Source organism: Pseudomonas sp. BS3782 TE3695 (assembly GCF_050435305.1).
Lineage (GTDB): Bacteria > Pseudomonadota > Gammaproteobacteria > Pseudomonadales > Pseudomonadaceae > Aquipseudomonas.
The window spans coordinates 680,960-704,097 of the sequence record NZ_JBNDKB010000001.1 but is presented as its reverse complement, the minus strand read 5'-3'; the positions used below and the strand labels follow the sequence as shown (position 1 = coordinate 704,097).

Annotated in this window: 27 protein-coding genes; 10 read left to right on the top strand and 17 right to left on the bottom strand. The window is 57.5% G+C overall.

The genetic code is table 11. The features are described 5' to 3' along the window. Positions 1 to 41: 41 nt before the first annotated feature. A complete protein-coding gene (coxB, locus tag ABH909_RS03115; protein WP_429430426.1) occupies positions 42 to 1,169 on the bottom strand; it encodes a cytochrome c oxidase subunit II in 1,128 nt (375 codons plus the stop codon). 370 nt (positions 1,170 to 1,539) lie between these two features. Between coxB and ABH909_RS03110 the strand changes: the two genes are divergently transcribed. Continuing rightward, positions 1,540 to 2,190: a hypothetical protein gene (locus ABH909_RS03110; RefSeq protein WP_429430424.1), complete on the top strand. Its 651-nt coding sequence runs from the start codon at positions 1,540 to 1,542 to the stop codon at positions 2,188 to 2,190. 155 nt (positions 2,191 to 2,345) lie between these two features. Here the strand turns inward: ABH909_RS03110 and ABH909_RS03105 are convergent, their stop codons facing one another. The 3 genes from ABH909_RS03105 to ABH909_RS03095 form a co-directional block, all read right to left on the bottom strand. Further along, complete coding sequence (locus ABH909_RS03105; RefSeq protein ID WP_429430422.1) at positions 2,346 to 3,872, bottom strand: SulP family inorganic anion transporter; 1,527 nt, start codon at positions 3,870 to 3,872, stop codon at positions 2,346 to 2,348. A gap of 84 nt (positions 3,873 to 3,956) precedes the next feature. After that, entirely contained in the window at positions 3,957 to 4,688 is a 732-nt protein-coding gene (locus ABH909_RS03100; protein ID WP_429430420.1) for a carbonic anhydrase, read from the bottom strand. A gap of 244 nt (positions 4,689 to 4,932) precedes the next feature. Continuing rightward, a complete protein-coding gene (locus ABH909_RS03095) occupies positions 4,933 to 5,991 on the bottom strand; it encodes a PA0069 family radical SAM protein (protein ID WP_429430419.1) in 1,059 nt (352 codons plus the stop codon). Between the two features lie 208 nt (positions 5,992 to 6,199). On the opposite strand from ABH909_RS03095, the gene ABH909_RS03090 reads away from it, so the two are divergent. Then, on the top strand, positions 6,200 to 6,505 hold the full coding sequence (locus ABH909_RS03090) for a hypothetical protein (RefSeq protein WP_429430417.1): 306 nt from the start codon (positions 6,200 to 6,202) through the stop codon (positions 6,503 to 6,505). A 355-nt stretch (positions 6,506 to 6,860) separates the two neighbouring features. Here ABH909_RS03090 and ABH909_RS03085 read toward each other — a convergent pair whose 3' ends face one another. Then, positions 6,861 to 7,148 carry a YheV family putative zinc ribbon protein gene (locus tag ABH909_RS03085; protein WP_429430415.1) on the bottom strand — a complete coding sequence of 96 codons (288 nt, stop codon included), beginning with the start codon at positions 7,146 to 7,148 and terminating at the stop codon, positions 6,861 to 6,863. Next, positions 7,145 to 9,235, bottom strand: a complete 2,091-nt coding sequence (prlC, locus tag ABH909_RS03080) for an oligopeptidase A (RefSeq protein ID WP_429430413.1) — start codon at positions 9,233 to 9,235, stop codon at positions 7,145 to 7,147. Before prlC ends, ABH909_RS03085 begins: the two co-directional genes overlap by 4 nt. Before the next feature lie 62 nt (positions 9,236 to 9,297). Between prlC and ABH909_RS03075 the strand changes: the two genes are divergently transcribed. After that, positions 9,298 to 9,843 carry a gamma carbonic anhydrase family protein gene (locus ABH909_RS03075; RefSeq protein ID WP_429430411.1) on the top strand — a complete coding sequence of 182 codons (546 nt, stop codon included), beginning with the start codon at positions 9,298 to 9,300 and terminating at the stop codon, positions 9,841 to 9,843. A 45-nt stretch (positions 9,844 to 9,888) separates the two neighbouring features. Further along, on the top strand, positions 9,889 to 10,539 hold the full coding sequence (locus ABH909_RS03070; protein WP_429430409.1) for an HAD family hydrolase: 651 nt from the start codon (positions 9,889 to 9,891) through the stop codon (positions 10,537 to 10,539). A gap of 306 nt (positions 10,540 to 10,845) precedes the next feature. Here ABH909_RS03070 and ABH909_RS03065 read toward each other — a convergent pair whose 3' ends face one another. Beyond that, complete coding sequence (locus ABH909_RS03065) at positions 10,846 to 11,937, bottom strand: aminopeptidase (protein WP_429430408.1); 1,092 nt, start codon at positions 11,935 to 11,937, stop codon at positions 10,846 to 10,848. 58 nt (positions 11,938 to 11,995) lie between these two features. Between ABH909_RS03065 and ABH909_RS03060 the strand changes: the two genes are divergently transcribed. Both ABH909_RS03060 and ABH909_RS03055 read left to right on the top strand, forming a co-directional pair. After that, positions 11,996 to 12,412, top strand: coding sequence for a hypothetical protein (locus tag ABH909_RS03060; RefSeq protein ID WP_429430406.1), 417 nt, complete (start codon positions 11,996 to 11,998; stop codon positions 12,410 to 12,412). Between the two features lie 40 nt (positions 12,413 to 12,452). Next, positions 12,453 to 12,872 (top strand): hypothetical protein, encoded by a 420-nt coding sequence (locus tag ABH909_RS03055; protein WP_429430404.1) that lies wholly within the window; start codon positions 12,453 to 12,455, stop codon positions 12,870 to 12,872. Between the two features lie 6 nt (positions 12,873 to 12,878). Here the strand turns inward: ABH909_RS03055 and ABH909_RS03050 are convergent, their stop codons facing one another. Further along, a complete protein-coding gene (locus ABH909_RS03050) occupies positions 12,879 to 13,112 on the bottom strand; it encodes a DUF1161 domain-containing protein (RefSeq protein ID WP_048397315.1) in 234 nt (77 codons plus the stop codon). Positions 13,113 to 13,283: 171 nt separating this feature from the next. Continuing rightward, entirely contained in the window at positions 13,284 to 13,715 is a 432-nt protein-coding gene (locus ABH909_RS03045) for an OsmC family protein (RefSeq protein WP_007902777.1), read from the bottom strand. Between the two features lie 234 nt (positions 13,716 to 13,949). Here ABH909_RS03045 and ABH909_RS03040 point away from each other — a divergent pair, with 234 nt between their 5' ends. Next, the gene (locus ABH909_RS03040) at positions 13,950 to 14,951 is read left to right on the top strand and encodes an LLM class flavin-dependent oxidoreductase (protein ID WP_429430402.1); all 1,002 of its coding nucleotides are present in this window, start codon (positions 13,950 to 13,952) and stop codon (positions 14,949 to 14,951) included. Between the two features lie 67 nt (positions 14,952 to 15,018). On the opposite strand, the gene ABH909_RS03035 is transcribed toward ABH909_RS03040, so the two are convergent. Both ABH909_RS03035 and ABH909_RS03030 read right to left on the bottom strand, forming a co-directional pair. Then, the gene (locus ABH909_RS03035) at positions 15,019 to 15,243 is read right to left on the bottom strand and encodes a DUF1161 domain-containing protein (RefSeq protein ID WP_429430400.1); all 225 of its coding nucleotides are present in this window, start codon (positions 15,241 to 15,243) and stop codon (positions 15,019 to 15,021) included. Positions 15,244 to 15,372: 129 nt separating this feature from the next. Continuing rightward, a complete protein-coding gene (locus ABH909_RS03030) occupies positions 15,373 to 15,588 on the bottom strand; it encodes a dodecin (RefSeq protein ID WP_007902773.1) in 216 nt (71 codons plus the stop codon). Positions 15,589 to 15,742: 154 nt separating this feature from the next. Between ABH909_RS03030 and ABH909_RS03025 the strand changes: the two genes are divergently transcribed. Next, the gene (locus tag ABH909_RS03025; protein ID WP_007902771.1) at positions 15,743 to 16,069 is read left to right on the top strand and encodes a DUF883 family protein; all 327 of its coding nucleotides are present in this window, start codon (positions 15,743 to 15,745) and stop codon (positions 16,067 to 16,069) included. Here ABH909_RS03025 and ABH909_RS03020 read toward each other — a convergent pair. After that, positions 16,066 to 16,959: a LysR family transcriptional regulator gene (locus ABH909_RS03020; protein ID WP_429430398.1), complete on the bottom strand. Its 894-nt coding sequence runs from the start codon at positions 16,957 to 16,959 to the stop codon at positions 16,066 to 16,068. The genes ABH909_RS03025 and ABH909_RS03020 overlap by 4 nt on opposite strands. A 112-nt stretch (positions 16,960 to 17,071) precedes the next feature. Between ABH909_RS03020 and trpB the strand changes: the two genes are divergently transcribed. Together trpB and trpA are read left to right on the top strand one after the other, a co-directional pair. After that, a complete protein-coding gene (gene trpB, locus ABH909_RS03015) occupies positions 17,072 to 18,307 on the top strand; it encodes a tryptophan synthase subunit beta (protein ID WP_095632677.1) in 1,236 nt (411 codons plus the stop codon). Further along, entirely contained in the window at positions 18,307 to 19,119 is an 813-nt protein-coding gene (gene trpA / locus ABH909_RS03010; RefSeq protein ID WP_429430395.1) for a tryptophan synthase subunit alpha, read from the top strand. The genes trpB and trpA overlap by 1 nt, the downstream gene beginning before the upstream one ends. 181 nt (positions 19,120 to 19,300) lie before the next feature. On the opposite strand, the gene ABH909_RS03005 is transcribed toward trpA, so the two are convergent. The 5 genes from ABH909_RS03005 to ABH909_RS02985 all read right to left on the bottom strand — a co-directional run bounded on the left by ABH909_RS03005 (position 19,301) and on the right by ABH909_RS02985 (position 22,911). Continuing rightward, complete coding sequence (locus tag ABH909_RS03005; protein WP_429430394.1) at positions 19,301 to 21,262, bottom strand: DUF4105 domain-containing protein; 1,962 nt, start codon at positions 21,260 to 21,262, stop codon at positions 19,301 to 19,303. Next, positions 21,259 to 21,579, bottom strand: a complete 321-nt coding sequence (locus ABH909_RS03000) for a DUF2388 domain-containing protein (RefSeq protein ID WP_429430392.1) — start codon at positions 21,577 to 21,579, stop codon at positions 21,259 to 21,261. Before ABH909_RS03000 ends, ABH909_RS03005 begins: the two co-directional genes overlap by 4 nt. A gap of 28 nt (positions 21,580 to 21,607) precedes the next feature. Continuing rightward, entirely contained in the window at positions 21,608 to 21,925 is a 318-nt protein-coding gene (locus tag ABH909_RS02995) for a DUF2388 domain-containing protein (RefSeq protein ID WP_429430390.1), read from the bottom strand. A gap of 107 nt (positions 21,926 to 22,032) precedes the next feature. Continuing rightward, the gene (locus ABH909_RS02990) at positions 22,033 to 22,350 is read right to left on the bottom strand and encodes a DUF2388 domain-containing protein (RefSeq protein ID WP_429430388.1); all 318 of its coding nucleotides are present in this window, start codon (positions 22,348 to 22,350) and stop codon (positions 22,033 to 22,035) included. 345 nt (positions 22,351 to 22,695) lie between these two features. Further along, on the bottom strand, positions 22,696 to 22,911 hold the full coding sequence (locus tag ABH909_RS02985; RefSeq protein ID WP_007902752.1) for a DUF1127 domain-containing protein: 216 nt from the start codon (positions 22,909 to 22,911) through the stop codon (positions 22,696 to 22,698). Positions 22,912 to 23,138 lie beyond the last annotated feature (227 nt).

Here is a 23,138-nt window from a genome sequence, read left to right as displayed (position 1 = left end):
GTCATGCCCCGAGCGGTTCCTTACGCACGCAATAGACCGGGTCATTTGCTTTCCGCCTGTTTCAGCTCCAGCACTTCTTTAGGGGTGACCATGTCGCCTTTGTTGTTGCCCCAGGCGTTACGTTCGTAGGTCACGACCGCTGCGATATCGACTTCCGACAGCTGTTTGCCGAACGCCGCCATGGAGGTGCCGGGCTTGCCGTGGAAAACGATGTTCAGGTGATCCTTGATCGGCCCGGTGGCGATTTTCGAGCCCTTGAGTGCCGGGAACATCGGCGGCAGGCCCTGGCCTTCAGCCTGGTGACAGGCCACACAGGTGGTTTGATAAACCTTCTCGCCGCGCTCCTTGAGCTCCTCGAGGGTCCATTCCTTGCTGGTCAGCTCTTTGAGTTGCGCAGCTTCCGCCTTGCGCTCGCCCAGCCAGGTTTCGTAATCGGCCTTTTCCTTGACCTCGACCACGATCGGCATGAAACCGTGATCCTTGCCGCACAGTTCGGCGCATTGGCCACGGTAGATGCCGGGCTTTTCGACACGGGTCCAGGATTCATTGACGAAGCCCGGGATCGCATCGCGCTTGACCGCGAAGGCCGGCACCCACCAGGAGTGGATGACGTCGGCGGAAGTCACCAAAAAGCGCACCTTGGCACCGATCGGCAGCACCAATGGCTTGTCGACCTCCAGCAGGTAATGCTCGCCCTTGGTTTCCTTGTTGTAGATCTGATCGGCGGGGGTGGTCAGGTTGCTGAAGAATTCGACGTCCTGACCCAGGTATTTGTAGTGCCACTTCCACTGATAACCGGTGACCTGGATATCGATATCCGGCTCGGTGTTGTCGTACATCTGGATCAGCGTGGCGGTTGCGGGAACCGCCATGGCCACCAGAATGAGCAGGGGCACGATGGTCCATAGAACTTCGACGGTAGTGTTTTCATGAAATTTGGCCGCCACCTGCCCGGTCGAGCGACGGTGAACCATCATCGACCAGAACATGACGCCGAAGACGATGATGCCGATCACCACACAGATCCAGAAAATGATCATGTGCAGGTCGAATACTGCGTGACTGATTTCAGTCGCTCCAGGCGCCATATTCACAGTCCAGGCTGCTTGCGCCGGACTGAAAATCGACCACAACAGGAGGCCCATCCAGACATGTGGATGTCGCATCATTGCGGGTTCCCCTTATAGTTCTTTTTATCCCGCCGGCTTTCACCTGCGGCAAGGGAGCGGCATTTTCAGACTACGAACTTGAATCGCCGAGCCTTGCTGCATATGCAGTCGGGCGTCATCAGCTAACTCCATTCAGATCCGAGTATAGACAGCGACTGCCACCTCGCAATGCGATGACGTAAATCGACTGAAACAGGTTGGACTTGCGTTCCATGTCACGAATGGAGAAGGATGCAGACGAGTGGTGGCAAATCGATATAACGTAGACGTCTCAAGGATGAAATAATTATGACAAATGCGTCTTAGGCTTTTTCATAAGCCAGCTAAGTTATGTCTTCCCTATTTCATTGCCTTGTTCCCTGGAGTTTTCATGAACACCGCCGCATTGCGCGAGCAGATCCAAAAAGCCCAACAACACGAGGCCGAGACCGGCCTGTTAACTCGACAACTGGAAACCCAACTGCCGCACCTTCACTCCGCCATCCAATTGCCGGATATCGACGCCAAGGGCGTGATGACGCGTTTTGTGGCCGCGTATATAGAACAAGTGCCGGACCTGCTGGACGCAGCCAATGAAGTCGCCAGGGAAGCGGGCATCGAACCGCAGATCAAACCGGTGCTGAAAATTGCCGAGCAGTTCTTCCTCCAGCCACCGGCGATCATGGCCGGTCACGTGGGCCTGGACAGCCTGCTGGACGAAGCCTATCTGGCGCATCGGTTGGTCGAAGAGGTCAACGATCTGTACATCAAGCATTTTGGCCAGCCATTGATCCCCTTGGACATGACAGTTGCCAACCTGATTGCCCACCAATTGATCGGTGAGGAATTTGCCAATCAACTGGATGAGGCGGTGCATCACGCTGTGGACGAGATGCTTGACGATGAAAGTTTTGCGCTGGAGTCGGTAGAAGCCTACCGTGAGAAACTCAACAGCCCGGACACCGGCGCTGCGTGGAAGCGTTGGCCGTGCCTGTCGCGCCAATTGGGCGTGGGCCTTGAGCTGGATCAGCCAGCGGTCTAAATCAACGGGAAAAACCAACACCTGTGGGGCGGGCTTCTGTGGCGAGGGGGCTTGCCCCCGTTCGGCTGCGAAGCAGTCGCAAAGCTTTTGGGGCCGCTTCGCGACCCAACGGGGGCAAGCCCCCTCGCCACAGAAGCCCGCCCCCTCAAGGTTATTCAGCCGGCTGAGCCTACTCCGGTTGTCGTTCGCAACCGTCCTTCAAGCCTGCGCTTCAACCCCCGCGCTTCGATTAACAGCTTCGAACCCTTCGCCGCATTGGCCCGGCCCCACTCCTCAAGCAACTCCAGACACGAGTGATCGATGTAGCTCAGGTTATTGAGCGGCACATGCACCGTTGCGCCTGCGGGAATGGTCCCCAGCACTTGGGTCAGCGCCGGTACCTTGAGGAAGGTCGCCGCCCCCACCAGTCGCAGCTCCATCTCGCCGTCTGCTGGCAGATCGATCAGGCTGATTTTCAGGCGCGAAGCCTTCCAGGCCAGTTTGGCCAGTGTCAGGCCGAAGCCAATCAGCACGCCGGTCAGCAGGTCGGTGAAGATGATTGCCAGTGCGGTCGCCGCATAGGTGAACATCGGCATCCGGCCATAACGGCCCAGCCCGCGAAAAGCCTTGAGGTCCACCAGTTTGAAGCCGGTGTAAACCAGCACGCCTGCCAGGCTTGCCACCGGAATGCTTTGCAGCACGCTCGACAGCAGCAGCACGAACGCCAGCAACCACAGGCCATGAAACACCGTCGACAGTCGGGTGGTGGCGCCGGCCTGAACGTTGGCCGAGCTGCGCACGATCACCCCGGTCATCGGCAGCGCACCGAGCAACCCACAGAGCATGTTGCCCACACCTTGCGCCGACAATTCGCGGTCGAAGTCCGAGCGTTGGCCATTGTGCATACGGTCCACGGCAGCGGCCGAGAGCAGGGTTTCGGCGCTGGCGATAAAGGCCACGGCGAAGGCCGCGATCAGCAAGGTCGGGTCTGCGAGATTGAGCAAGTCTGCCGGGCGTAGCCAGTCGATGGCTTCCGCCAGGTTGGCGGGGACTTCCACGCGTTTGACCTGCAATGCGAGGATCAGGCTGGCAATCGTTGCCAGACCGACCCCCAGTAATGCTCCTGGAACGAAACGCAGAGAGTGCGGGCGGAATTTTTCCCACAGCCACATCACGGCAATGGTCGACAACCCGAGCAAACCTGCTTGCCAGCCAAACGACGGCAAAGCCTGAATCACCGCAGCGGGGAAGGCCGCCAGATTATCCAGCCCCGAAGGCTTGGGCACGGCATCAAGCATTACATGCACCTGTGACAGCACGATCAGCACCCCAATCCCGGCGAGCATGCCGTACACCACCGCTGGAGCGGTGACCCGAAACCAGCAACCCAGTTTCAAACGCCCGGCCACCAGTTGCAGAAACCCCGCCAACAGCAGGATCGGGCCGAGCATGGCAATGCCATGTTGGCGCACCAGCTCGAACACCAACACCGCCAGACCCGCTGCCGGGCCGCTGACTTGCAGCGGCGAACCGGCCAGCCAGCCCACTACCAGCCCACCGATGATGCCAGTGATCAGGCCTTTGGCCGGCGGCAGCCCCGAGGCGATGGCGATGCCCATGCACAAGGGCAGGGCGACCAGAAATACAACCACCGAAGCCAGCAGCTCCCGTGGTAGAACAGCTTTTAATTGAGCGGCACGCATTGTGGCTCTCCCGGAGTTTTTTTCAGGCGTGGCAAAGCCGTGCCGCCAGATCGGCAGCCTCGGCTAAACCATACTTAGGAGGATTTAGAAGCGCGCTTTGGGCGTCGCCACCGGAATGGGATGGCTGCCATCGAGCGGCAGGAAACAACCCTGATCCGCATCGTAAGCCTGGATTTCGCTGGTCTCGATGTTGTAGACCCAACCATGGATAAACAGCTGACCGTTGGCCATGCGCGAGGCCACTGAGGGGTGCGTGCGCAAATGTTGCAACTGAGCAATCACATTCTCTTCGGTGAGGATGTGCATGCTCTCGTTTTCATCCGTGCAATGGCAGTTGTCCTGGACCATGGTTTTCGCCACTTCGGCATGACGCAGCCAGGCTTTGACCGTCGGCATCTTTTCCAGGCTTTGCGGGTTGAGCACGGCGCGCATGGCACCACAGTCGGAGTGCCCACAGATGATGATGTGCTGAACGCCGAGTGCCAGCACCGCGTATTCGATGGCCGTGGAAACACCGCCGTTCATTTGCCCGTATGGTGGCACGACATTGCCGACGTTGCGGGTCACGAACAGGTCGCCGGGGGCGCTTTGGGTAATCAGTTCTGGAACGATGCGCGAGTCGGCGCAAGCGATGAACATCGCCCGAGGCCGTTGGGCCGTGGCGAGTTTTTTGAAGAGTTCTTCCTGCTGCGGAAAGATCTCGTGATGAAAGTGCAAAAAGCCGTCAACGATATGCTGCAGCGCTGCATCGGCGGTTTCCGCCTCGGGTTGGGCTGAAGCCGACACAGCCAACGGCTGTTTATCCTTGTCACTCATGATTCATCCTCTTTGGCGGAGTCAGGGGAATTTTCCCGTTTTGTCCGGTGTCAAGCCAGTGGCTGTTTAAAAAACATCCAGGTCGAAGAGCCAGACCCGTCAGTCACTCGATGAACAAGGTAGCCGTTGAAACTTAACTCAAACTGAATAAAACGCTCTAGAACGAGTGTTCCAGGTCACAAAAAACGTGACCGGTGCGAAACGCGATGTCGTGTTCACTACTCAACCATAGGGCCAATTGTCCTTAAATCAATGACATTTGGCGGCCTGGCGGACAAAAGGATTCGCAATCCAGATTGAAACCTTCCCGACGATTGAGCCCCAGGCGTTTGATGGTTTTGGCAAAGCGTTGTGCCAGCAGGTCGGCAAACGGACCTTCGCCGCGCATTCTGGCACCGAACCGGCTGTCGTAGAGCTCACCGCCACGGCTTTGCCGGATCAGGCTCAACACATGAGCTGCACGTTGAGGATAGTGGGCGGCCAGCCACTCTTCGAACAGCGGCGCCACTTCCAGCGGCAAGCGCAACATCATGTAGGCCGCGCTTTGCGCGCCGGCCGCCTGAGCTTCGGTCAACAGGCTTTCGAGTTCGCTGTCGTTGATCATCGGAATCATGGGGGAGCACAAGACTCCCACCGGAATTCCCGCTTCGCGCATCACCCTGATCGCCCGCAGCCGTGCCTTGGGTGCCGCGGCGCGGGGTTCGAGGATACGTTTGAGTTCATCATCCAGCGTGGTCAGGCTGATCATTACCGCCACCAGCCTTTGTTCGGCGAGTTCAGCCAGCAGGTCCAGATCACGAAGAATCAGCGAGCCTTTAGTGATGATGGTCACCGGGTGGCGGTAACGCAGCAGCACTTCCAGGGTTTTACGGGTGATTTTGTGTTCGCGCTCGATCGGCTGATAAGGGTCGGTATTGGAGCCAAGGTTGATCGGCGCGCATTGATAGCCACGTTTGGACAGTTGTTCTTCCAACACATCGGCGGCGTTGGTCTTGGCGATCAGTCTGGTTTCGAAATCCAGACCCGGCGACATGTCCCAATAAGCGTGGCTGGGCCGGGCGTAGCAATAAATGCAGCCATGCTCGCAGCCACGGTAGGGGTTGATCGAGCGGTCGAAGGGCAAGTCGGGCGAGTTGTTGCGGGTGATGATGGTTTTCGCCTTCTCGATACGCACTTCAGTGCCTTGGGTGATCGGCGCTTCCTGATACCAGCCGTCATCCTCGGCCACAGAGCGGTTCGGGGCGAAACGGTTGTGCGGATTGGTCGCGGTGCCGCGGCCGCGAGGGGGCAATGGCGTGTGCATGAGTGAATCCCGTTAACTGTATGCATGTACAGTATCGCGTCAGCGCTCGGTCGACCAGTGCCGTTCGGCATTTTTTATTGGCTGGAATTTTAACTTTATTCCACGAAACCGGGAGACACATATAAGTTGTGGTTGTTACATGGGAAGTATCGGTAGTATTTATCCGCTGCAAACATAAACCCAGGATATTTACTAAAAGGAATTAATTGTGTCGTTTTTTAATAGTCGCGGTATCTTTCTACAGAAACTTGGTCCTACTATCGTTGATCCGGATGAAGTACTTGTCTCTATGCAGTTCGCATTGAAAGAAGAAGGTTGGGATGCTGAAAACTCCAAGCTCACCCATGCATTGCTGGATTCCACAATAATCATTGCATCCTCGTATGATGGTGGTCAGTCCTTTAATATTCAAAGTGTCAATAAAGATGTTGATGGTGACGGTGATATCGATGCCGACGATAAGGAAAAGTTGCTGGCACTAGCCAAAGCTTATGCGAATATCGTCAATCCATAATTGCTGAGCCTCGGTACTAAAATGTGAAGCGTCTGCTGCGCTTGGGGCCCCAAACGCAGCAGGCTGATAAAGGGACGTTGTTATGTGGACACAAGGGCGCGTATCGGGTATTCCTGCAGCGAGCAGAAACACTGTAAATAATTAATTCATTATAAAGCTGTTGAGAGGGCGCTACTGACGATCTTGATGACAATATGATTTCTATGATTTTGTATATAAGTGTCGATGTCGTCGACAAATACAGACTCGAGTATGATCCATGGTCAGGCATGTTCGATGACGGACTGGCTTCAGTCAGCGCATCTACATTAGCAAAGCCTTCCACTGCAGAGCGCAATGGAAGGTTTTTTGCTGTTTAATGCTGCTCGTCAGGCTTTTTCTTCAACTTCGGGTTCGGGAAGAACTGCACAGCCTGAACCTTTGCATCTGGCACTTTCAATGCCGAAGTATTAACCCGCGTGCCCAACTCCTTGGGCACTGACAGCCCTTGTTCATTCAGCGTGTCGGAATAACCGCAAGCTACACACTCGCGATGCGGAACTGTGTCTTCGCTCCACATCATCAACTTGTCCGGCTCGCTACAGGCCGGGCAGACCGCGCCGGCGATAAAGCGTTTTTTGGTGATCACAGATTCCTCACTCATGCTGCCGCGTCCTCACTCAGGCCGCTATGGCGCAAGAGTGCGTCAATCGATGGCGCACGGCCACGGAAGTCGACGAACAGCACCATTGGTTCCTGAGAGCCGCCTCGCGCCAGGATCGCTTCACGGAAGGCGCGACCGGTCTCGGCATTGAGCACACCCTCTTCTTCGAATTTCGAGAAAGCATCGGCCGACAATACTTCAGCCCACTTATAGCTGTAGTACCCCGCCGCGTAACCACCGGCAAAGATGTGGGCGAAGCTGTTGGGGAAGCGGTTGTAGGCCGGCGGGCGCATGACCGAGACTTCGTTGCGCACGCTTTCGAGCACTTGCAGAACGCTGCGGCCGTCGCCGTGGGTGGCGTGCAGTTCGAAGTCGAACAGCGAGAACTCCAGCTGGCGGACCATCATCAGGCCGGACTGGAAGTTCTTCGCCGCGAGCATTTTCTCCAGCAGATCCTGAGGCAACGGCTCGCCGGTTTCGTAATGACCGGAAATCAGCGCCAGACCTTCCGGCTCCCAGCACCAGTTTTCCATGAACTGGCTTGGCAGTTCGACCGCATCCCAGGCCACGCCGTTGATGCCAGACACGCCTGCATGCTCGACGCGGGTCAGCAGGTGATGCAGACCATGACCGAATTCGTGGAACAGCGTCGTCACTTCATCGTGAGTCAGCAGGGCCGGTTTGCCGCTGTCGGCCGGGGTGAAATTGCACACCAGGTTCGCCACCGGGCTTTGCAGCACGCCGTTGATTGTGCGGCGATGATCGCGGGCGCCGTCCATCCAGGCCCCGCCGCGCTTGTTGGCGCGGGCATACAGGTCAAAGAAGAATCGGCCGACATGCTGGCCGTTTTCCTTGATTTCGAACAGGCGGACGTCCGGGTGCCAAGTGTCGAAGCCTTTCAGCTCGGCGATCTCGATGCCGTACAGGCGCTGGACGATGCTGAACAAACCACCCAGTACCTTGTCGATCGGGAAATACGCGCGAAGGGTTTCCTGGGCGACGCTATAGCGCTGTTCGCGAAGTTTTTCACCGTAGAAACCGCTGTCCCAGCTTTGCAGGTCCGGGCAACCTTGTTCGGTGGCGTAGGCCTTGAGCTGCTCCAGGTCCCGGACGGCGAACGGCTTACTGCGTTTGGCCAGGTCGCGCAGAAAACTCAGCACCTGATCGTTGGACTCGGCCATTTTGGTGGCCAGGCTCAGTTCTGAGAAGCTGGCGAAGCCCAACAGTTTTGCCAGTTCCTGACGCAGGTCGAGAATTTCTTCCATGACCGGGCCGTTGTCATTCTGACCGGCGTTCGGGCCTTGGTCCGACGCACGGGTGCAGTAGGCGGCGTAGACTTCTTCACGCAGGGCGCGGTCCTGAGCGTAGGTCATTACCGCGTAGTAACTCGGGAATTCCAGGGTGATCAGCCAGCCGTCCAGGTCCTTGGCTTGCGCGGCGGCGGCCATTTGCGCCTTGGCCGACTCGGTCAGACCGGCAAGGGCGGCTTCGTCGGTGACGTGCTTGGTCCAGGCCTGGGTAGCGTCGAGCAACTGGTTGGAGAAGCGGCTGCCCAGCTCCGACAGTTTGCTCTGCACGTCGGCATAACGCTTTTGTTCGGCTTCAGGCAGGTCGATACCCGACAGGCGGAAGTCGCGCAAAGCGTGTTCCAGGATGGTTTTCTGCGCCACATCGAAACTGGCGGCTTCAGGGCTGTTGGCCAGCGCTTCATAGGCTTGAAACAGTTCACGGTTCTGGCCCAGCTCGGTGGCGTAGGCGCTCAGGGCCGGCAGGCAAGACTCATAGGCTTCGCGCAACTCGGCGCTGTTACACACGGCATTGAGGTGGCTGACCGGGCTCCAGGCGGCGCCCAGACGATCGTTGAGCTCATCCATCGCCAGCACCAGGCCGGCCCAGGTCGGTTGATTACCCTGAGTCTTGAGGATGTCGACGATGGCGGCGCGGTTGTCAGCCAGGATCTTTTCAATGGCCGGTTGCACGTGTTCGGCACGGATCGCCGAAAACGGCGGCAGGTCGTAGGACTGCAGAAGAGGGTTGTTCACGCTCACGGTTGGCACCTTGGCTGGAAAACATGCGGGAAGAAACATGGCCCCATCTTAATTACAATCGACGCTCACCGCAGCTATCAGCAAAAGAGAGAGAGCCTATCGTGACCCTTCGCAAGTATCAGAACCACACCCCACTACTGGGCAAAGGCGCCTTTGTCGACGGCTCGGCGGTGGTGATCGGCGACGTCGAAATCGGCGAAGACAGCTCCGTCTGGCCGCTGACGGTGATCCGCGGCGACATGCATCGCATCCGGATCGGTGCGCGCACCAGCGTGCAGGACGGTTGCGTCTTGCACATTACCCATGCCGGGCCATTCAACCCCGATGGCTTCCCGCTGCTGATCGGTGACGATGTGACCATCGCGCATAAAGTCATGCTTCATGGTTGCGCCGTGGGCAACCGGATTCTGATCGGCATGGGCAGCATCGTCATGGACGGTGCGGTGGTCGAGAACGATGTGATCATCGGCGCTGGCAGCCTGGTGCCGCCGGGCAAGCGCCTGGAAAGCGGTTTCCTCTACGTTGGCAGCCCGGTGAAACAGATCCGGCCGCTGACTGACAAGGAAAAAGCCTTTTTCACCTACAGCGCGGCGAACTACGTGAAGCTCAAGGATCTGCATCTGGCCGAAGGTTACGACCAACTCTAAGCCGCTCGATAAAGGAAAGTGCCTCCCTATTGCCCAGGAATTTTCATGCATTACCAAACCGTACTGTTCGACCTCGATGGCACGCTGACCGACCCACGTGAAGGCATCACCCGTTCCATCCAGTTCGCCCTGAGCAAACTGGGGATCGATGAACCGGATCTGACCAGGCTTGAACATTTCATAGGTCCGCCATTGTTGCAGGCGTTCATGCAGTTCTACGACTTCGACGAGCCCAAGGCCTGGGAAGCGGTGAGCTTCTATCGTGAGCGTTTCAAAGTCACCGGTCTGTATGAAAACCGTGTATTCGATGGCGTCACGCCACTGCTGGAAACCCTGGCTGGGCAAGGGCGGCAGCTGTACATCGCAACGTCCAAGCCATGGGTTTTCGCCCGGGAAATCGCCCGGCATTTCGACTTCGCCAGGCATTTCAAAGTGATTTACGGCAGCGAGCTGGATGGCACGCGAACCAACAAGGTCGAGCTGATTGCGCATTTGATGAGCGAAGAAGGCCTGGACCCGGCCGATACCTTGATGATTGGCGACCGTAAACACGATCTGATCGGCGCTCGCAGCAATGGACTGGACGCAGCGGCGGTGGGTTATGGTTTTGGCAGTCGGGATGAATTGAGCGCAGAAGCACCGGCGTATCACTTCGAAACGCTAGAGGAAATGCATCAGGCGTTTTTGCAGCGTTAGTTGAATTGCCTTCGCGGGCAAGCCCGCTTGTACAGGTAATACCGTTCACTTAAGAGAATCTTGAATCAGAGAAACCTGTGGCGAGGGAGCTTGCTCCCGCTTGAGTGCGTAGCACTCACAAAAATCGGCAATGATTGTCAGATTTTTGGGGCCGCTACGCAGCCCAGCGCGAGCAAGCTCGCTCGCCACAAAGGTATGCACGATCCAAAGCATTACGCTCCCACAGGGGATTTGTATTTGGCCCAAAAGGGCTTTGGCATCTACCGATCTAATGTAGGAGCGAGGCTTGCCCGCGAAGAGGCCCGCTCAGCCACCGGGACTCGCTGATCCCGCCAACACTTTTAACGCCGCTTTACGCTCCCCAAGCGGTAACGCACCCAATTTCTCCACCGCCGCATAAAACCTCAGCCAATCTCCATCGACCTGTTTGAACAAGGCGGCAAATGCCGGCACCCATTGGTCGTACAAACCAAACGGCAACAGCCGGGCATTGTTCATCGGGGTGTTAATCCAGGCATCGTAGCGTTTGTTCCCCGCCCATTGGCTGTCACGTAGCGTCCGGTAATCACGGCGCAATTGTTCGAACTCTGCTGCTTTTCGCTCGCGCATTTGCTGGGCAGGAAGCGGCAAGGCGTAAAGTTGTTCCAGTCGCTTGCGGGCGTTCAAAACCAATTGGATGAACTGGTCGCGTTGCTTCACCAACGCTCGGTTATCCGGTGGCAGGCCCCGGAATGCGCGCCATTGGCGAGTGCCCTCCTGCTCGACGAAGGTCGCGAAGGACTCGTTGAACTCGGTGTCGTCTTTCACATAAAAACGTTGATGGGCGAGTTCGTGAAATATCAGCGTGGCTAACCGTTCGTCGCCCCAACCCATCATCGAACTCATAATCGGGTCGTTGAACCAACCGAGCGTCGAATAGGCCTCGACGCCGCCAATCGACACGTCCATACCTTGCAGACGTTGCAACGCGGCCTCACCGCGGGCAGCACTCTGGCTGTAATAACCGCGATAGGCGACGCAGCCAGCGATGGGGAAGCAATGGTTCTGCGGCTTCAGCGAAAATTCCGGCGTGGCAAAGACGTTCCAGACTACAAACGGTCGGCCAATGTCGGCGTACAGGCGGTAGCTCTGATTGTCCGGCAAGTGCAGGTGCTGGCTGGCGAATGTCCGGGCCTTTTGTGATTCGGCCAGATGCGCGCGCAATTGCTGATCGCGGCCTGGATCGGCGATCACACTGGAAACTGGCTCTCGGGCTCGCAGCAATTGCAATTGACCACTGGCCAGTTGGCCGTAATAGCTGATGCTGGCGCAGCCGTTAAATAACAAAAGACATAACCCCGGAAACAAAATGCGTAAAACGCGATCAAGTAACCCAAGGCTTGGACGCGGCCTGATCAAAATGAATCATCCCTGGAAAGTCTGCCCGCAAGACTATCCCGCCTATTGGAGCTCCGCTATGCGCAAGTTGATGCTGACGGGAGGCCTGCTGATGCTGGCCGGTTGTGCTGGATTGCCTACTCCTGATCCTTCACAGGCATGGATCGATCTGGATACACGGCAGGAAGACACCGCGCTGCAAGCGATAGAAGTCGATGACAAGGCTTCCATCGACAAACGCTACTTCGAGGTACAGCCCGGTAACCATAAACTGACGGTTCGTTACTTGTTTGCAGTCCAGCCAACCAACATTGGGCCTGACGCCGAGCCACTGTGGCGCGACTGCCAGTTGAATGTGAAATTCAAGGATTTCAATGCCGGTCAGCGGTATCAGCTGCAAGCAGGGAATATCGGCTTTCGGCCGTGGGCGAAGCTCTACGATCAACAGCGAAAAGTGATTGGGCAGGGCATACCGGCAGGCTGCCAACGTACCTGATCGACGCTATGCTGAATAATCAGTCCTTGGGATATTCATCATGCGCAGGTTGTTGCTGTTGCTCGCGGCAGGTTTCTTCGTCGGTTGCACGAGTCCGTTACCGGCGGTCAATCCGCAGATGGCCTGGGTCGACTTCGCTACGCCGAGCCCTGGCGGGAAACTGCTGATGGCCGACCGGCTGGACAATCAGCGGCTGAGCGATGGGCGTTACTTCCAGGTATCCCCGGGTAGCCATGAGCTGAGAGTGCGTTTCGATTTTGAAGTGTTTGGTGGTGGCTCGGGCCTGATGAATGCTCCGCTGGAGCGGCTGTGCTACCTGACCATCAACTACGACCATTTCGAGGCCGGCCAACGTTACTTGTTGGAAGCGCGTTCTATAGCGTTCACCCCCAGCGCCCGGCTCTACAATGCCAAGCGGGAAATTGTCGCCAAAGATCGGCTGGCCAACTGCGTCATGTGAGACTAATCAGCGATCATTTTTTTGATAGATGATTTTCTTGGTGCCGCCTTCGCATGAGCCGACGACCATGTTCTGATCGTGGACTTCGTCGTTTGTGACGATTTCCAGGGTGTAGGACGAGACGTTATTGGCCTGGATCTTCGCTTCGATCTCGGCCTTGAGTTCCTCACAGGATTTCGGTGCCGCGAGGGCCGATGTGGCCAGCGTGCAACAGATAACCGCCAAGGCAAAACGTTTCATGGTTGAAGCTCCCTTAAGGCAGCGCGCATGGTGATGCGCTGAAGCTGCTGTCATTTATTCGACCACAATTTTGTCTGTCAGGTTATGTTTCAGGGCAAAAAAAGACCGCAACCTGTGCAAGGGAGCCCGCGAAGGCTGCGATCTTTTACCCGCTAACGTATCAACCCATGATCAGCTGACCAATGTCGCATCCAGACTGATTTTCGCATTCAACACTTTGGACACCGGGCAGCCTTCTTTGGCCTTGTTGCTCAGTTCCTCGAATTGCGCCTGGGTCGCGCCGGGGATTTTCGCCTTGAGAATCAGTTTTACCGCTGTGATTGCAAAACCACCATCTACCTGGTCCAGGGTCACTTCGGCATTGGTGTCGATGCTATCGGCCTTAAGGTTGGCCTCGCCGAGAATCATTGAAAACGCCATGGAGAAACAGCCCGCGTGAGCCGCGCCGATCAGCTCTTCCGGATTGGTGCCTTTACCGCCTTCGAAACGGGCCTTGAAGCCGTAGGGCGCGTCTCTGAGAACGCCGGTTTCCGTGGAAATCGAGCCGATACCGGTTTTCAGATCACCTTCCCAATGAGCCGATGCTTTCTTCGTGATAGCCATGTCTGCCTCCTCAAGATCCGGCGCGAATGTCGCGCCTTCGTGGTTTTCGGTTACCAGGGTTCTGAGGATAGACCGTCAGGCAAAGTTCACCTCATCTGATCAGTCTTCTTATTGCGTAGGAATTTTGTCCCTCCTATTGAAACTCGGGTATATGCCCTCATTGCATAGAACACGCTTATAGATCGGCAGGTTTTCGTTCGTGACAGAACCTGCTTACCCCATTGGAGCAGGTTCATGAAACGACTATCCGATATCAAATTCTCGGCCCTCGATCTGGTGCCCGTGCGGGAAAACGGCAGTGCGGCCCAATCCCTGCACAATTCCCTGGACCTGGCGCAGCACGTGGAAAAATTCGGCTACAACCGCTTTTGGGTTGCCGAGCACCACAACATGGACGGGATCGCCAGTTCGGCGACCTCTGTTCTGCTCGGCTATCTGGCTGGCGGCACGTCGACTATTCGAGTCGGTTCGGGTGGCGTGATGCTGCCCAACCACGCGCCACTGGTGATCGCCGAGCAGTTCGGCACCCTTGAAAGCCTGTATCCGGGGCGGATCGATCTGGGCCTGGGACGCGCGCCTGGCTCCGATCAAATGACCGCCCGCGCCTTGCGCCGTGAGCGCTCCGGCAGCGCCGACGACTTCCCGCAAGATGTGACCGAACTGATGAGCTACCTCGGCCCACGTACGCCAGACCAGCGAATAATCGCCATGCCGGGTACCGGCACCAATGTCCCGATCTGGTTGTTGGGTTCGAGCCTGTTCAGTGCGCAGTTGGCGGGTGAGCGCGGTTTGCCCTACGCCTTCGCCTCACATTTCGCACCGCGCTTCATGCATGAAGCGATTCGCGTCTACCGCAACCACTTCAAGCCTTCAGCGGTATTGGATAAGCCTTACGTGATGCTCGGCGTGCCATTGGTGGCCGCGGACACCGATGAGCAAGCCGATTACCTGGCCACTTCGGTCTACCAGCGGATTCTGGCGTTGATGCGTGGCCAAAGCCTGGTGCAACGCCCGCCAGTGAAGACCATGGACGGTCTGTGGCTGCCCCATGAGAAAGAAGCGGTCGGTGATTTCCTTGGCCTTGCCATGGTCGGCAGCCCGCAGAAAATTCGCGCCAAGCTGGAAGTGCTGATCGAACAGACTCAGGCCGATGAGCTGATTTTTACCTGTGACTTGTACGAACATGCCGATCGCCTGCATTCCTATGAGTTGCTGGCGCAGGTCATGAAGGGCTGAAGCCACGAACAGCGTCCACAAAAAAAAACCGACGCCATTGCGTCGGTTTTTTTATTTTCGAAGGCTGTCAGCCCTGCTTGTAGACGATTTGCCTGGTGCCTTTTTCACAGGTGCCAACGACTTTTCCGTCAGCAGCAGCGCCTTTATCGACGATCTCCAGTGTGTAATTGGAAACACCTTTGGCATCCAGCTTCGCTGAGATTTCGGCTTTCAGCTCATCGCACGATTTGCCTTGGGCAAAGGCTGTTCCCGCAAGGCTCAACAAACCTATCGCCAAAATAAACTTCTTCATGGGTTGCACTCCCTGGTCGGATCAATAGGGGAGCGCATCCAGCTATCGGCCGGAGGCACTCTCCACTTAGCGCTTTGCCATTCCCTATGGCATTCGGCCGGCGCGCAAGTTCAGAAGGCTAGCTTAAGCTCAGCTACTGGCAATCCGGAAACCGACCTTGAGCGTCACCTGGAAATGAGCCGCTTTGCCATCCTTAATGTGCCCGCGGGTTTCGGTCACTTCGAACCATTCCATGTACTTGAGGCTTTTGTTGGCTTCGGCCAGAGCATTGTTGATGGCGTCTTCAATGCTGGTGGTGGATGAGCCAACCAGTTCGACTTTCTTGTAGGTGTGATGGTCAGTCATGGCGTTCTCCTAAGGGTGTGAAATACAGCCTAGCAGTGATTTTTCTTATTTCTTCTGTCGACCAATCCGAGGGGAAATGCAGATTTACTGCACTTTCTCGACCCACTGAAGTCCCAACCAACACACGCAACTCAAACAATGCAGGAGATTCACCATGGCCAACACCTCGTTACGTAAAGCCTCATTGCAAAGCATGGAAGCCGAGATCGAGAGTCTGCTGAAATCGTTGGAAAGCCTGAAGGACGACGCCTCGGACGAATCGCGTAAAACCCTTAAAACACTGAAAATCAACGCTGAAAACGCGCTGAAGCATTCGCGTCATCTGCTCTCTGATGCCTATGAAGAGGTCAAGGTCAAAACCCGTGAAACCGGGATCGCGACACGTGACTACGCCCAGGAACACCCTTGGACTACAGCCGGTGTCGCCGTCGGTGCGCTGGGTCTTTTGGCGGCCTATCTGCTGTGCAAGCGCGGTAATTAAGATGCCTGGCGCAGTTCGTTTTTAAGCCACTGCGCCAATTGCCGAGCGCGCCCGTCCGCGGCGCGCTTGGGTAGCCACAACGCCAGTTGCGCCGGGGTTTCACAGAAGCCCCATGGCGCAACCAGGCGACCGGCTTTCAAATCCTCGGCCACTAGCGGCTCGGGCGCGATGGCCACACCCAGCCCGGCCACTGCGGCCTCCAGCAAATAATACAAATGCTCAAAGCCTTGTCCATACCTCAGCGCCTTGGCGTCGAGGCCGCTTTGCTGCGCCCAACTCGGCCAGGCTTGCGGACGTGAGGTGGTGTGCAGCAAGGGTTCGGTCAGCAGGGCGCTTGCCGGTGCGCTCTGCAATCTTTCGTAACCGACGAATCGTGGGCTCATGACCGGACCGATGCGTTCGCTGGCCAGTTCATAAACTTGCATGTCCGCCGGCCATGGTGGCTCGGCAAACACCAGCAAAGCATCCAGGCCGGGCCGCCGAGGGTCGAGATCGCCTTCGCCAGCCGACAGGTGCAAACGCAGATCCGGCAGATCCGCATTGAGTCGCCCCAAACGCGGAATGAACCAGCGCGCCAGCAGGCTGCCCGAGCAGCCGAGCACGAACGGCGCATCGGCGGTGCTTTGGGTCAATTCGGCGCAAACGCTGCGCAAGCGCTCGAAAGCTTCGCCGCTGACATCGCGCAAACGAACCCCCGCATCTGTGAGTTTCAGGCCGCGTCCATCCTTGATGAACAGGCTCACGCCCAGGTGTTCTTCCAGCGCCTTGAGTTGTCGGCTGACCGCACCATGAGTGACGTGCAACTGTTCGGCGGCCTGACTGACGCTGTTCAGGCGGGCAGTGGCTTCGAAGGCGCGAAGGGCGTTCAGCGGAGGAAGGTCGTGGCTCATGATATCTGTGAGTTTTCCTGACAGGTTGTGGCGATCTTATCGGTTTTCAGTGCGCGATGTCAGGGGTAGAGTGAAGCCCATCGTCACCTCTCGAATACCACTGGAGCGACCCATGACCCAGACAAATCTGCGCAACGGCCCCGACGCCAACGGCCTGTTCGGCGCGTTCGGTGGCCGTTACGTCGCCGAAACCCTGATGCCGTTGATCCTCGATCTGGCCCGCGAATACGAAGCGGCCAAGGAAGATCCGGCATTCAAGGAAGAATTGGCCTACTTCCAGCGTGATTACGTCGGACGTCCAAGCCCACTGTATTTCGCCGAGCGTCTGACAGAGTTCTGCGGCGGCGCGAAGATTTACCTCAAGCGCGAAGAGCTGAACCACACCGGCGCGCACAAGATCAACAACTGCATCGGCCAGATCCTGCTGGCGCGGCGCATGGGCAAGAAGCGCATCATCGCCGAAACCGGCGCTGGCATGCACGGCGTGGCGACCGCCACCGTGGCCGCGCGTTTCGGCCTCGATTGCGTGATCTACATGGGCACCACCGACATCGAGCGTCAGCAAGCCAACGTGTTTCGAATGAAGCTGCTGGGCGCTGAAGTGATCCCGGTGGTGGCCGGCACCGGCACCCTCAAAGATGCGATGAACGAAGCCTTGCGTGACTGGGTGACCAACGTCGACAGCACCTTCTACCTGATCGGCACCGTGGCCGGCCCGCATCCGTATCCCGCCATGGTTCGTGACTTCCAGGCTGTGATCGGCAAGGAAACCCGCGAACAGTTGCAAGCCCAGGAAGGCCGTCTGCCGGACAGTCTGGTTGCATGCATCGGCGGTGGTTCCAACGCCATGGGCCTGTTCCATCCGTTTCTCGACGACAAGAGCGTCGAGATCATCGGCGTCGAAGCCGCCGGTTACGGTATCGAAACCGGCAAGCACGCGGCCAGCCTGAACGGAGGCGTACCAGGTGTACTGCACGGCAACCGTACTTTCCTGTTGCAGGACGACGACGGCCAGATTATCGACGCTCACTCGATCTCTGCCGGCCTCGACTATCCAGGCATTGGCCCGGAACACGCCTGGTTGCATGACATCGGCCGCGTCCAGTACACCTCGGTGACCGACGACGAAGCCCTCGATGCGTTCCACAAATGCTGTCGCCTGGAAGGGATTATTCCTGCACTGGAAAGCGCCCATGCCCTGGCCGAAGTGTTCAAACGCGCACCGACACTGCCGAAAGATCACCTGATGGTGGTCAACCTGTCCGGGCGTGGCGACAAAGACATGCAGACCGTGATGCATCACATGGAACAGTCTCAACAAGAGCAATCCAAGCAGGAGAAACACTGATGAGCCGCCTGCAAACGCGTTTTGCCGAACTCAAGGAACAGAACCGCGCCGCCCTGGTGACCTTCGTGACTGCCGGAGACCCGAGCTACGACACGTCTCTGGCGATTCTCAAAGGCTTGCCGGGAGCGGGTGCCGACGTGATCGAGTTGGGCATGCCTTTCACCGATCCGATGGCCGATGGCCCGGCGATTCAACTGGCCAACATTCGTGCCTTGGGCGCCAAACAGAACCTGGCGAAAACCCTGCAAATGGTTCGCGAGTTCCGCGAAGGCAATAGCGACACGCCGCTGGTGCTGATGGGGTACTTCAACCCGATTCACATGTACGGCGTGCCGCGTTTCATCGCTGAAGCCAAAGAGGCGGGTGTCGATGGCCTGATCGTGGTCGACTTGCCGCCCGAGCATAACGCCGAGCTGTGCGACCCGGCCCAGGCAGCGGGCCTGGACTTCATTCGCCTGACCACTCCGACGACTGATGACGTGCGCCTGCCGACTGTATTGAACGGCAGCTCCGGCTTTGTTTACTACGTGTCGGTGGCGGGTGTGACCGGTGCGGGCGCGGCGACTCTGGAACATGTCGAAGAAGCCGTCACCCGTCTGCGTCGCCATACCGATCTGCCGATCAGCATCGGTTTTGGTATCCGCACACCGGAGCAAGCGGCGTCCATCGCGCGTCTGGCCGACGGTGTGGTAGTGGGGTCGGCGCTGATCGATCACATCGCCAATGCCTCGACACCGGATCAGGCTGTGGAGGGCGTACTCAGCTTGTGCGCAGCCTTGTCCGACGGCGTGCGTAAAGCGCGGGTCAGCTGAAGGTAAAGTTCCTGATGCAAAGGAATTAGAGCCTCGCAGCACAGACTGAACAGCAAGACCGAGGGCTTCAGGACTACGTTCTGAAGCCCTTTTTGATACAAAAAGATCGCAGCCTTCGGCAGCTCCTACAGAGGTATCGCATTCCTCTGTAGGAGCTGCCGAAGGCTGCGATCTTTTGCTTTCAGGGCAACTCCAACCCACCTGCAGCCTTGTGCAGCTTGCGTAAATGTTCGCCAACCTGCTTCAGATTGGCTTCGTTGGCGGCCATTTCGGCGGCACGATCCGGATCGAGCAGTGCTCTGACTTCTTTGTCCAGATCCCCGGTCAGCGCTTGTAGCTGCTTCTGGCGCAGGCTGCTTTCCGACTCAAGGCGCGTCCACTCGTTCGGTTGCGGCAAACCATAGCCACCGCTGCCGAGCAGTTCGGCCGGACGGCTAAGGAAACCGCTGCTGGCGAGAATCTGCTGCAAGGTCGCATTGGCCTTATCCATGCTGCCATTCTTCAACTCCTGAGCGCCCAGATAACGTTGCTTCACTTCGTCCTGAGCCAGCACCATCTGCTGACGGAAACTGGCCTGCTCCAGCAGCAGCAATGCCGCGCTGGTGCGTAAGTCAGCCTGATCAATCCATTTGCGGCGTTCTTCAGCTTTCAAGGACAGCCAGTCTTCGACCTTTTCCTGCTTGATCGGCAGATGTTTTTTCAGCACATCGAACATCGCTTGATAGCGATCGCGGAAGGAGTCGAAACGATAGCCCAGACGTAACGCCTCGCGGGGATCGCCCAGCACGCTGGTATCCGCCAGTCCGCGGCCCTTGAGTACTTCCAGCAAACCGTTGGGCATGATGCTGTCGAGGCCGACCAATTGCGCATTATTGGTGCTGCTGCGCAGCAATTTCAGGCCCTCTACCGCGCAGTTGTTGGACAGGAAAAAATAGTTGCCGTCGTAACTCCAGTGCATTTCCGCGGCGTGTTCCACCACGTCTTCGACCTCACTGGGCGACAGGTTCAGCGGCACGGATGCGAGGCTGCGCAGTTCGGTCTTGGTGTATTCGTCGATCACCTGGGCCAGCGGCAAGACAAACAGGCGCGAGGGGTATTTGCCCACCAGCCCATCCCAGCTCGACAGCTGTACGTCCCCGACGAAGGCGCGGTAGGACAACACCAGATGCTGATCCAGATCCAGTCGACAATCCGGCCCACGAGGCCGACCCGGTGCACAGATCACCAGTCGCAGCATGCTGTGGCCCCAGCGGCTGACCCAGTTCTGGTTAGCTTCGGCCAGAAGATAGTCGACAGCGTAAACCCGCTCTGGATCGACTTGGCCCAAGGGCTGCTTGGCGAAGTCGTTACCCGCATTGAGGAAGGCGAATGATGGGGCGCACGTATCTTTTGCGGCGGGCGCCCAATCGAAATGTTCTTTGTAGTAGCGATACAGCGCAGGGCGACGGCAGGCATAGCTTGGGTCGAGAAGGAAGTACTCCATGTTGACCGCGACGAACTCTTTCGGGCTGCTCGTCTCGTAGATGTCCGGGCTGCGCGCAATCTGCCGGTTGTGCTGTTCGCGCTCGCCGCGTCGACCGACGTATTGCGGCCAGCCGGCCAAATCCAGCAGGCGAGGGTCATCGCTGAGGGTCCAGCGTCGCTCCGTCTGCCCACGGCATTGGTCGGGGATGCCGATCAGCCCGGAGCTGTTGTTACGTTGCTTGCAGCGCTGGATCAGCGTGCGCTCGGCGTCTGGCCACAGACGCGCACGGTCATAAATATGGGTGAGTTCGTGCAATACCGTGGCGAGCATTTCCCGGCGCACGGTACCGTGGGGACGATACGTTTTTTGGGTCGCGGCGCTGCCGTTAGTGAGGCTGGCGAGTAGATTGCGATTCAGGTCGAGCTCGGACACCAGTGACGCCTGGCCGTAAGCATCACTCGGCATGTCGTCGGTCCAGCCAACGTCAATGCGCCGGTCCAGTTGCGCGATGAAGCGCGGCGGTAACGCCTGCATGGCTTCATCGAGCAGCGCCTGACTCGCCTGCTGTTGCGCGGGGCTCAGACCGTCGGTCTTGAGCCGTAGTTGCAGGCCGGCCTGAGCTGTGTTGCCAAGCAGCAACACAACCCCGGCCAGCAGCCAGGCGCCTAGCGACTTCACAGTGCGAGGATGGCTTCGGCGAGAACCTGATCACTGGCGTCTCGGGCTTCCGGTACGCGGGTGCGCAAGGTGTCGAAGGCCGCTTCCAGGTGCGCACCACGGATTTCACCCTCGCTGGCGACGAAACTGGCCGCATCATCGTGGGCCTCACGGACGATCTTCGAATCGCGAATGGACGTGGTGGTGTCGGAAGTGAAATCAAGCGTGCGTTCGGAAGCACGAATGATGATGTTACTGGTGGCTACCAGGGTTTGCGCCTGGGCCACATTGGCCAACAACAGCAGGCCAAGGGTGGCAGCAATCAGCGGGATACGCATGGAACGACTCCGGAGGAACAAGGGATAACTATTGGACGAGAATTGCTTGCGCCAGTTCAAGGTCGCTGGCGTGAAGTTTTGGCTGGGTCCGGCGCAGGTAAATCAACGCAGCCTCCAGTTGTGATCCTCGCAGTTGACCGTCGCTGGCAATGAACGCGGCAGCGTCATCCCGGGCGGCGATCAGCAGTTTATGGTCGAAGGGCGCGGAGGTCACCATGCTGGTGGCATAACCACTGGCCACGGTGCCTTGGGTCGACAAGTTGAAAGCATCGAAGGCATGGGCCGAACCCGACCAGCAAGCAGCAAGAAAGACTGCGGTGATCGAAAGGCTTGAAAGAAAACGCATGAGACTCGATAGCTGAAAGCGAGTCCCAAGGCTAGCGCAATGCCCAGGCTAGAGCCAGCGCCGAAACATGGGGACACGACGGGCGTGCCCCGCTTCAGAGCTGTCGCTTAGATCGTCAGGATGGCCTGTGCCAGCTGTGCGTCGGTCGCATTCAGTTGTGGCGCCTGTTGGCGGATATGGTCGAGAGCACTTTCCAGTTTCACACCACGAATGGCGCCTTCACTGGCGACGAAGCTAGAGGCATCGTCACGGGCTGCGCGGACGATTTTGTCGTCGCGAAAGGAAGACGAGACATCCGACGTTGCGTCAGAGGACGCCTTCAATCCACCGACAATGGAATCGGTGGTCACGATAAAGCTGGTGGCGTGGGAATTGGCAGCAACGGCAAGCAGGGCGGCAGCGCTGAGCAGACGAAGACGGGACATGGGGTAGCTCCTTTGGATAGACCGATTTAGAAGTGGCTCAGGATCAGACGCCTGTCGTAAAGCGCTCGCCACGTTCTATCGGGATATTAGGCCTGTGCAGATCGGTTAGAACAGCCCTTGTCTGCCAAGTCAGTATATTAGCGCCGTTACAGACATATGCTATTGAAATTGTACTGGTTCAATTAGATAAATATGGAAACTGTACTGTTCGCAATTTTTCTCCTGTGCGGCCCAATATCAAAGCTTCAAAACGACAAAACCCGTCGTGGTTTCCCACGACGGGTTTTGTTTGTTCAATTCGGGTGCTGGCGGTGGATCCGGAGGATCAGAGCCAGCGACGCTAACTTAGCGCCAGAACGGCTTGCTCAGCTCTTCGTAGCGTTGTGCTTCGCTAATCCCTGCGTCAGCCAGCAGACGCGAATCCAGGCGAGCCAGTTGATGGCGGCTGGAGATGCGGCGCTGCCACAGCATCAGGTTGGCGATAACGCGCAGAGGCATGGAAGCCTGGGTTTTTGCAGCAGTATCTTCGAAGAACAGTTCGGAACTGAGTGTACGTTCCATGGTTGACATCCTTCCGCTTATGGCGGGATTAGGTAGTGGTTTAACTGATGCCAATGATCCTCTCGTTTGGCCAGTCTCTGTAGATACAGTTCACCTGTATTGTGAGAGACCAGTTAACTGTTAAACGGCAGTGTACCGGTCGAAATTGAGGCAACTGTACTTGTCTGCACCAAATCGATGCATTTTTGATCCTTTCTATGTAAAAGGTAGGCAAATACCGTAGGAAA

What these genes read in the sequence shown, in the direction of transcription:
- ABH909_RS03085 (WP_429430415.1), bottom strand. Translation starts at nt 7,148, where the DNA reads ATGAGTGAGGAATCTGTGATCACCAAAAAACGCTTTATCGCCGGCGCG.
- ABH909_RS03055 (WP_429430404.1), top strand. Translation starts at nt 12,453, where the DNA reads ATGCGCAGGTTGTTGCTGTTGCTCGCGGCAGGTTTCTTCGTCGGTTGC.
- ABH909_RS03025 (WP_007902771.1), top strand. Translation starts at nt 15,743, where the DNA reads ATGGCCAACACCTCGTTACGTAAAGCCTCATTGCAAAGCATGGAAGCC.
- prlC (WP_429430413.1), bottom strand. Translation starts at nt 9,235, where the DNA reads ATGTTTCTTCCCGCATGTTTTCCAGCCAAGGTGCCAACCGTGAGCGTG.
- ABH909_RS03110 (WP_429430424.1), top strand. Translation starts at nt 1,540, where the DNA reads ATGAACACCGCCGCATTGCGCGAGCAGATCCAAAAAGCCCAACAACAC.
- ABH909_RS03045 (WP_007902777.1), bottom strand. Translation starts at nt 13,715, where the DNA reads ATGGCTATCACGAAGAAAGCATCGGCTCATTGGGAAGGTGATCTGAAA.
- ABH909_RS03095 (WP_429430419.1), bottom strand. Translation starts at nt 5,991, where the DNA reads ATGCACACGCCATTGCCCCCTCGCGGCCGCGGCACCGCGACCAATCCG.
- ABH909_RS03105 (WP_429430422.1), bottom strand. Translation starts at nt 3,872, where the DNA reads ATGCGTGCCGCTCAATTAAAAGCTGTTCTACCACGGGAGCTGCTGGCT.
- ABH909_RS03060 (WP_429430406.1), top strand. Translation starts at nt 11,996, where the DNA reads ATGCGCAAGTTGATGCTGACGGGAGGCCTGCTGATGCTGGCCGGTTGT.
- ABH909_RS03030 (WP_007902773.1), bottom strand. Translation starts at nt 15,588, where the DNA reads ATGACTGACCATCACACCTACAAGAAAGTCGAACTGGTTGGCTCATCC.
- ABH909_RS03040 (WP_429430402.1), top strand. Translation starts at nt 13,950, where the DNA reads ATGAAACGACTATCCGATATCAAATTCTCGGCCCTCGATCTGGTGCCC.
- trpA (WP_429430395.1), top strand. Translation starts at nt 18,307, where the DNA reads ATGAGCCGCCTGCAAACGCGTTTTGCCGAACTCAAGGAACAGAACCGC.
- ABH909_RS02990 (WP_429430388.1), bottom strand. Translation starts at nt 22,350, where the DNA reads ATGTCCCGTCTTCGTCTGCTCAGCGCTGCCGCCCTGCTTGCCGTTGCT.
- ABH909_RS03035 (WP_429430400.1), bottom strand. Translation starts at nt 15,243, where the DNA reads ATGAAGAAGTTTATTTTGGCGATAGGTTTGTTGAGCCTTGCGGGAACA.
- trpB (WP_095632677.1), top strand. Translation starts at nt 17,072, where the DNA reads ATGACCCAGACAAATCTGCGCAACGGCCCCGACGCCAACGGCCTGTTC.
- ABH909_RS03100 (WP_429430420.1), bottom strand. Translation starts at nt 4,688, where the DNA reads ATGAGTGACAAGGATAAACAGCCGTTGGCTGTGTCGGCTTCAGCCCAA.
- ABH909_RS02985 (WP_007902752.1), bottom strand. Translation starts at nt 22,911, where the DNA reads ATGGAACGTACACTCAGTTCCGAACTGTTCTTCGAAGATACTGCTGCA.
- ABH909_RS03000 (WP_429430392.1), bottom strand. Translation starts at nt 21,579, where the DNA reads ATGCGTATCCCGCTGATTGCTGCCACCCTTGGCCTGCTGTTGTTGGCC.
- coxB (WP_429430426.1), bottom strand. Translation starts at nt 1,169, where the DNA reads ATGATGCGACATCCACATGTCTGGATGGGCCTCCTGTTGTGGTCGATT.
- ABH909_RS02995 (WP_429430390.1), bottom strand. Translation starts at nt 21,925, where the DNA reads ATGCGTTTTCTTTCAAGCCTTTCGATCACCGCAGTCTTTCTTGCTGCT.
- ABH909_RS03020 (WP_429430398.1), bottom strand. Translation starts at nt 16,959, where the DNA reads ATGAGCCACGACCTTCCTCCGCTGAACGCCCTTCGCGCCTTCGAAGCC.
- ABH909_RS03050 (WP_048397315.1), bottom strand. Translation starts at nt 13,112, where the DNA reads ATGAAACGTTTTGCCTTGGCGGTTATCTGTTGCACGCTGGCCACATCG.
- ABH909_RS03070 (WP_429430409.1), top strand. Translation starts at nt 9,889, where the DNA reads ATGCATTACCAAACCGTACTGTTCGACCTCGATGGCACGCTGACCGAC.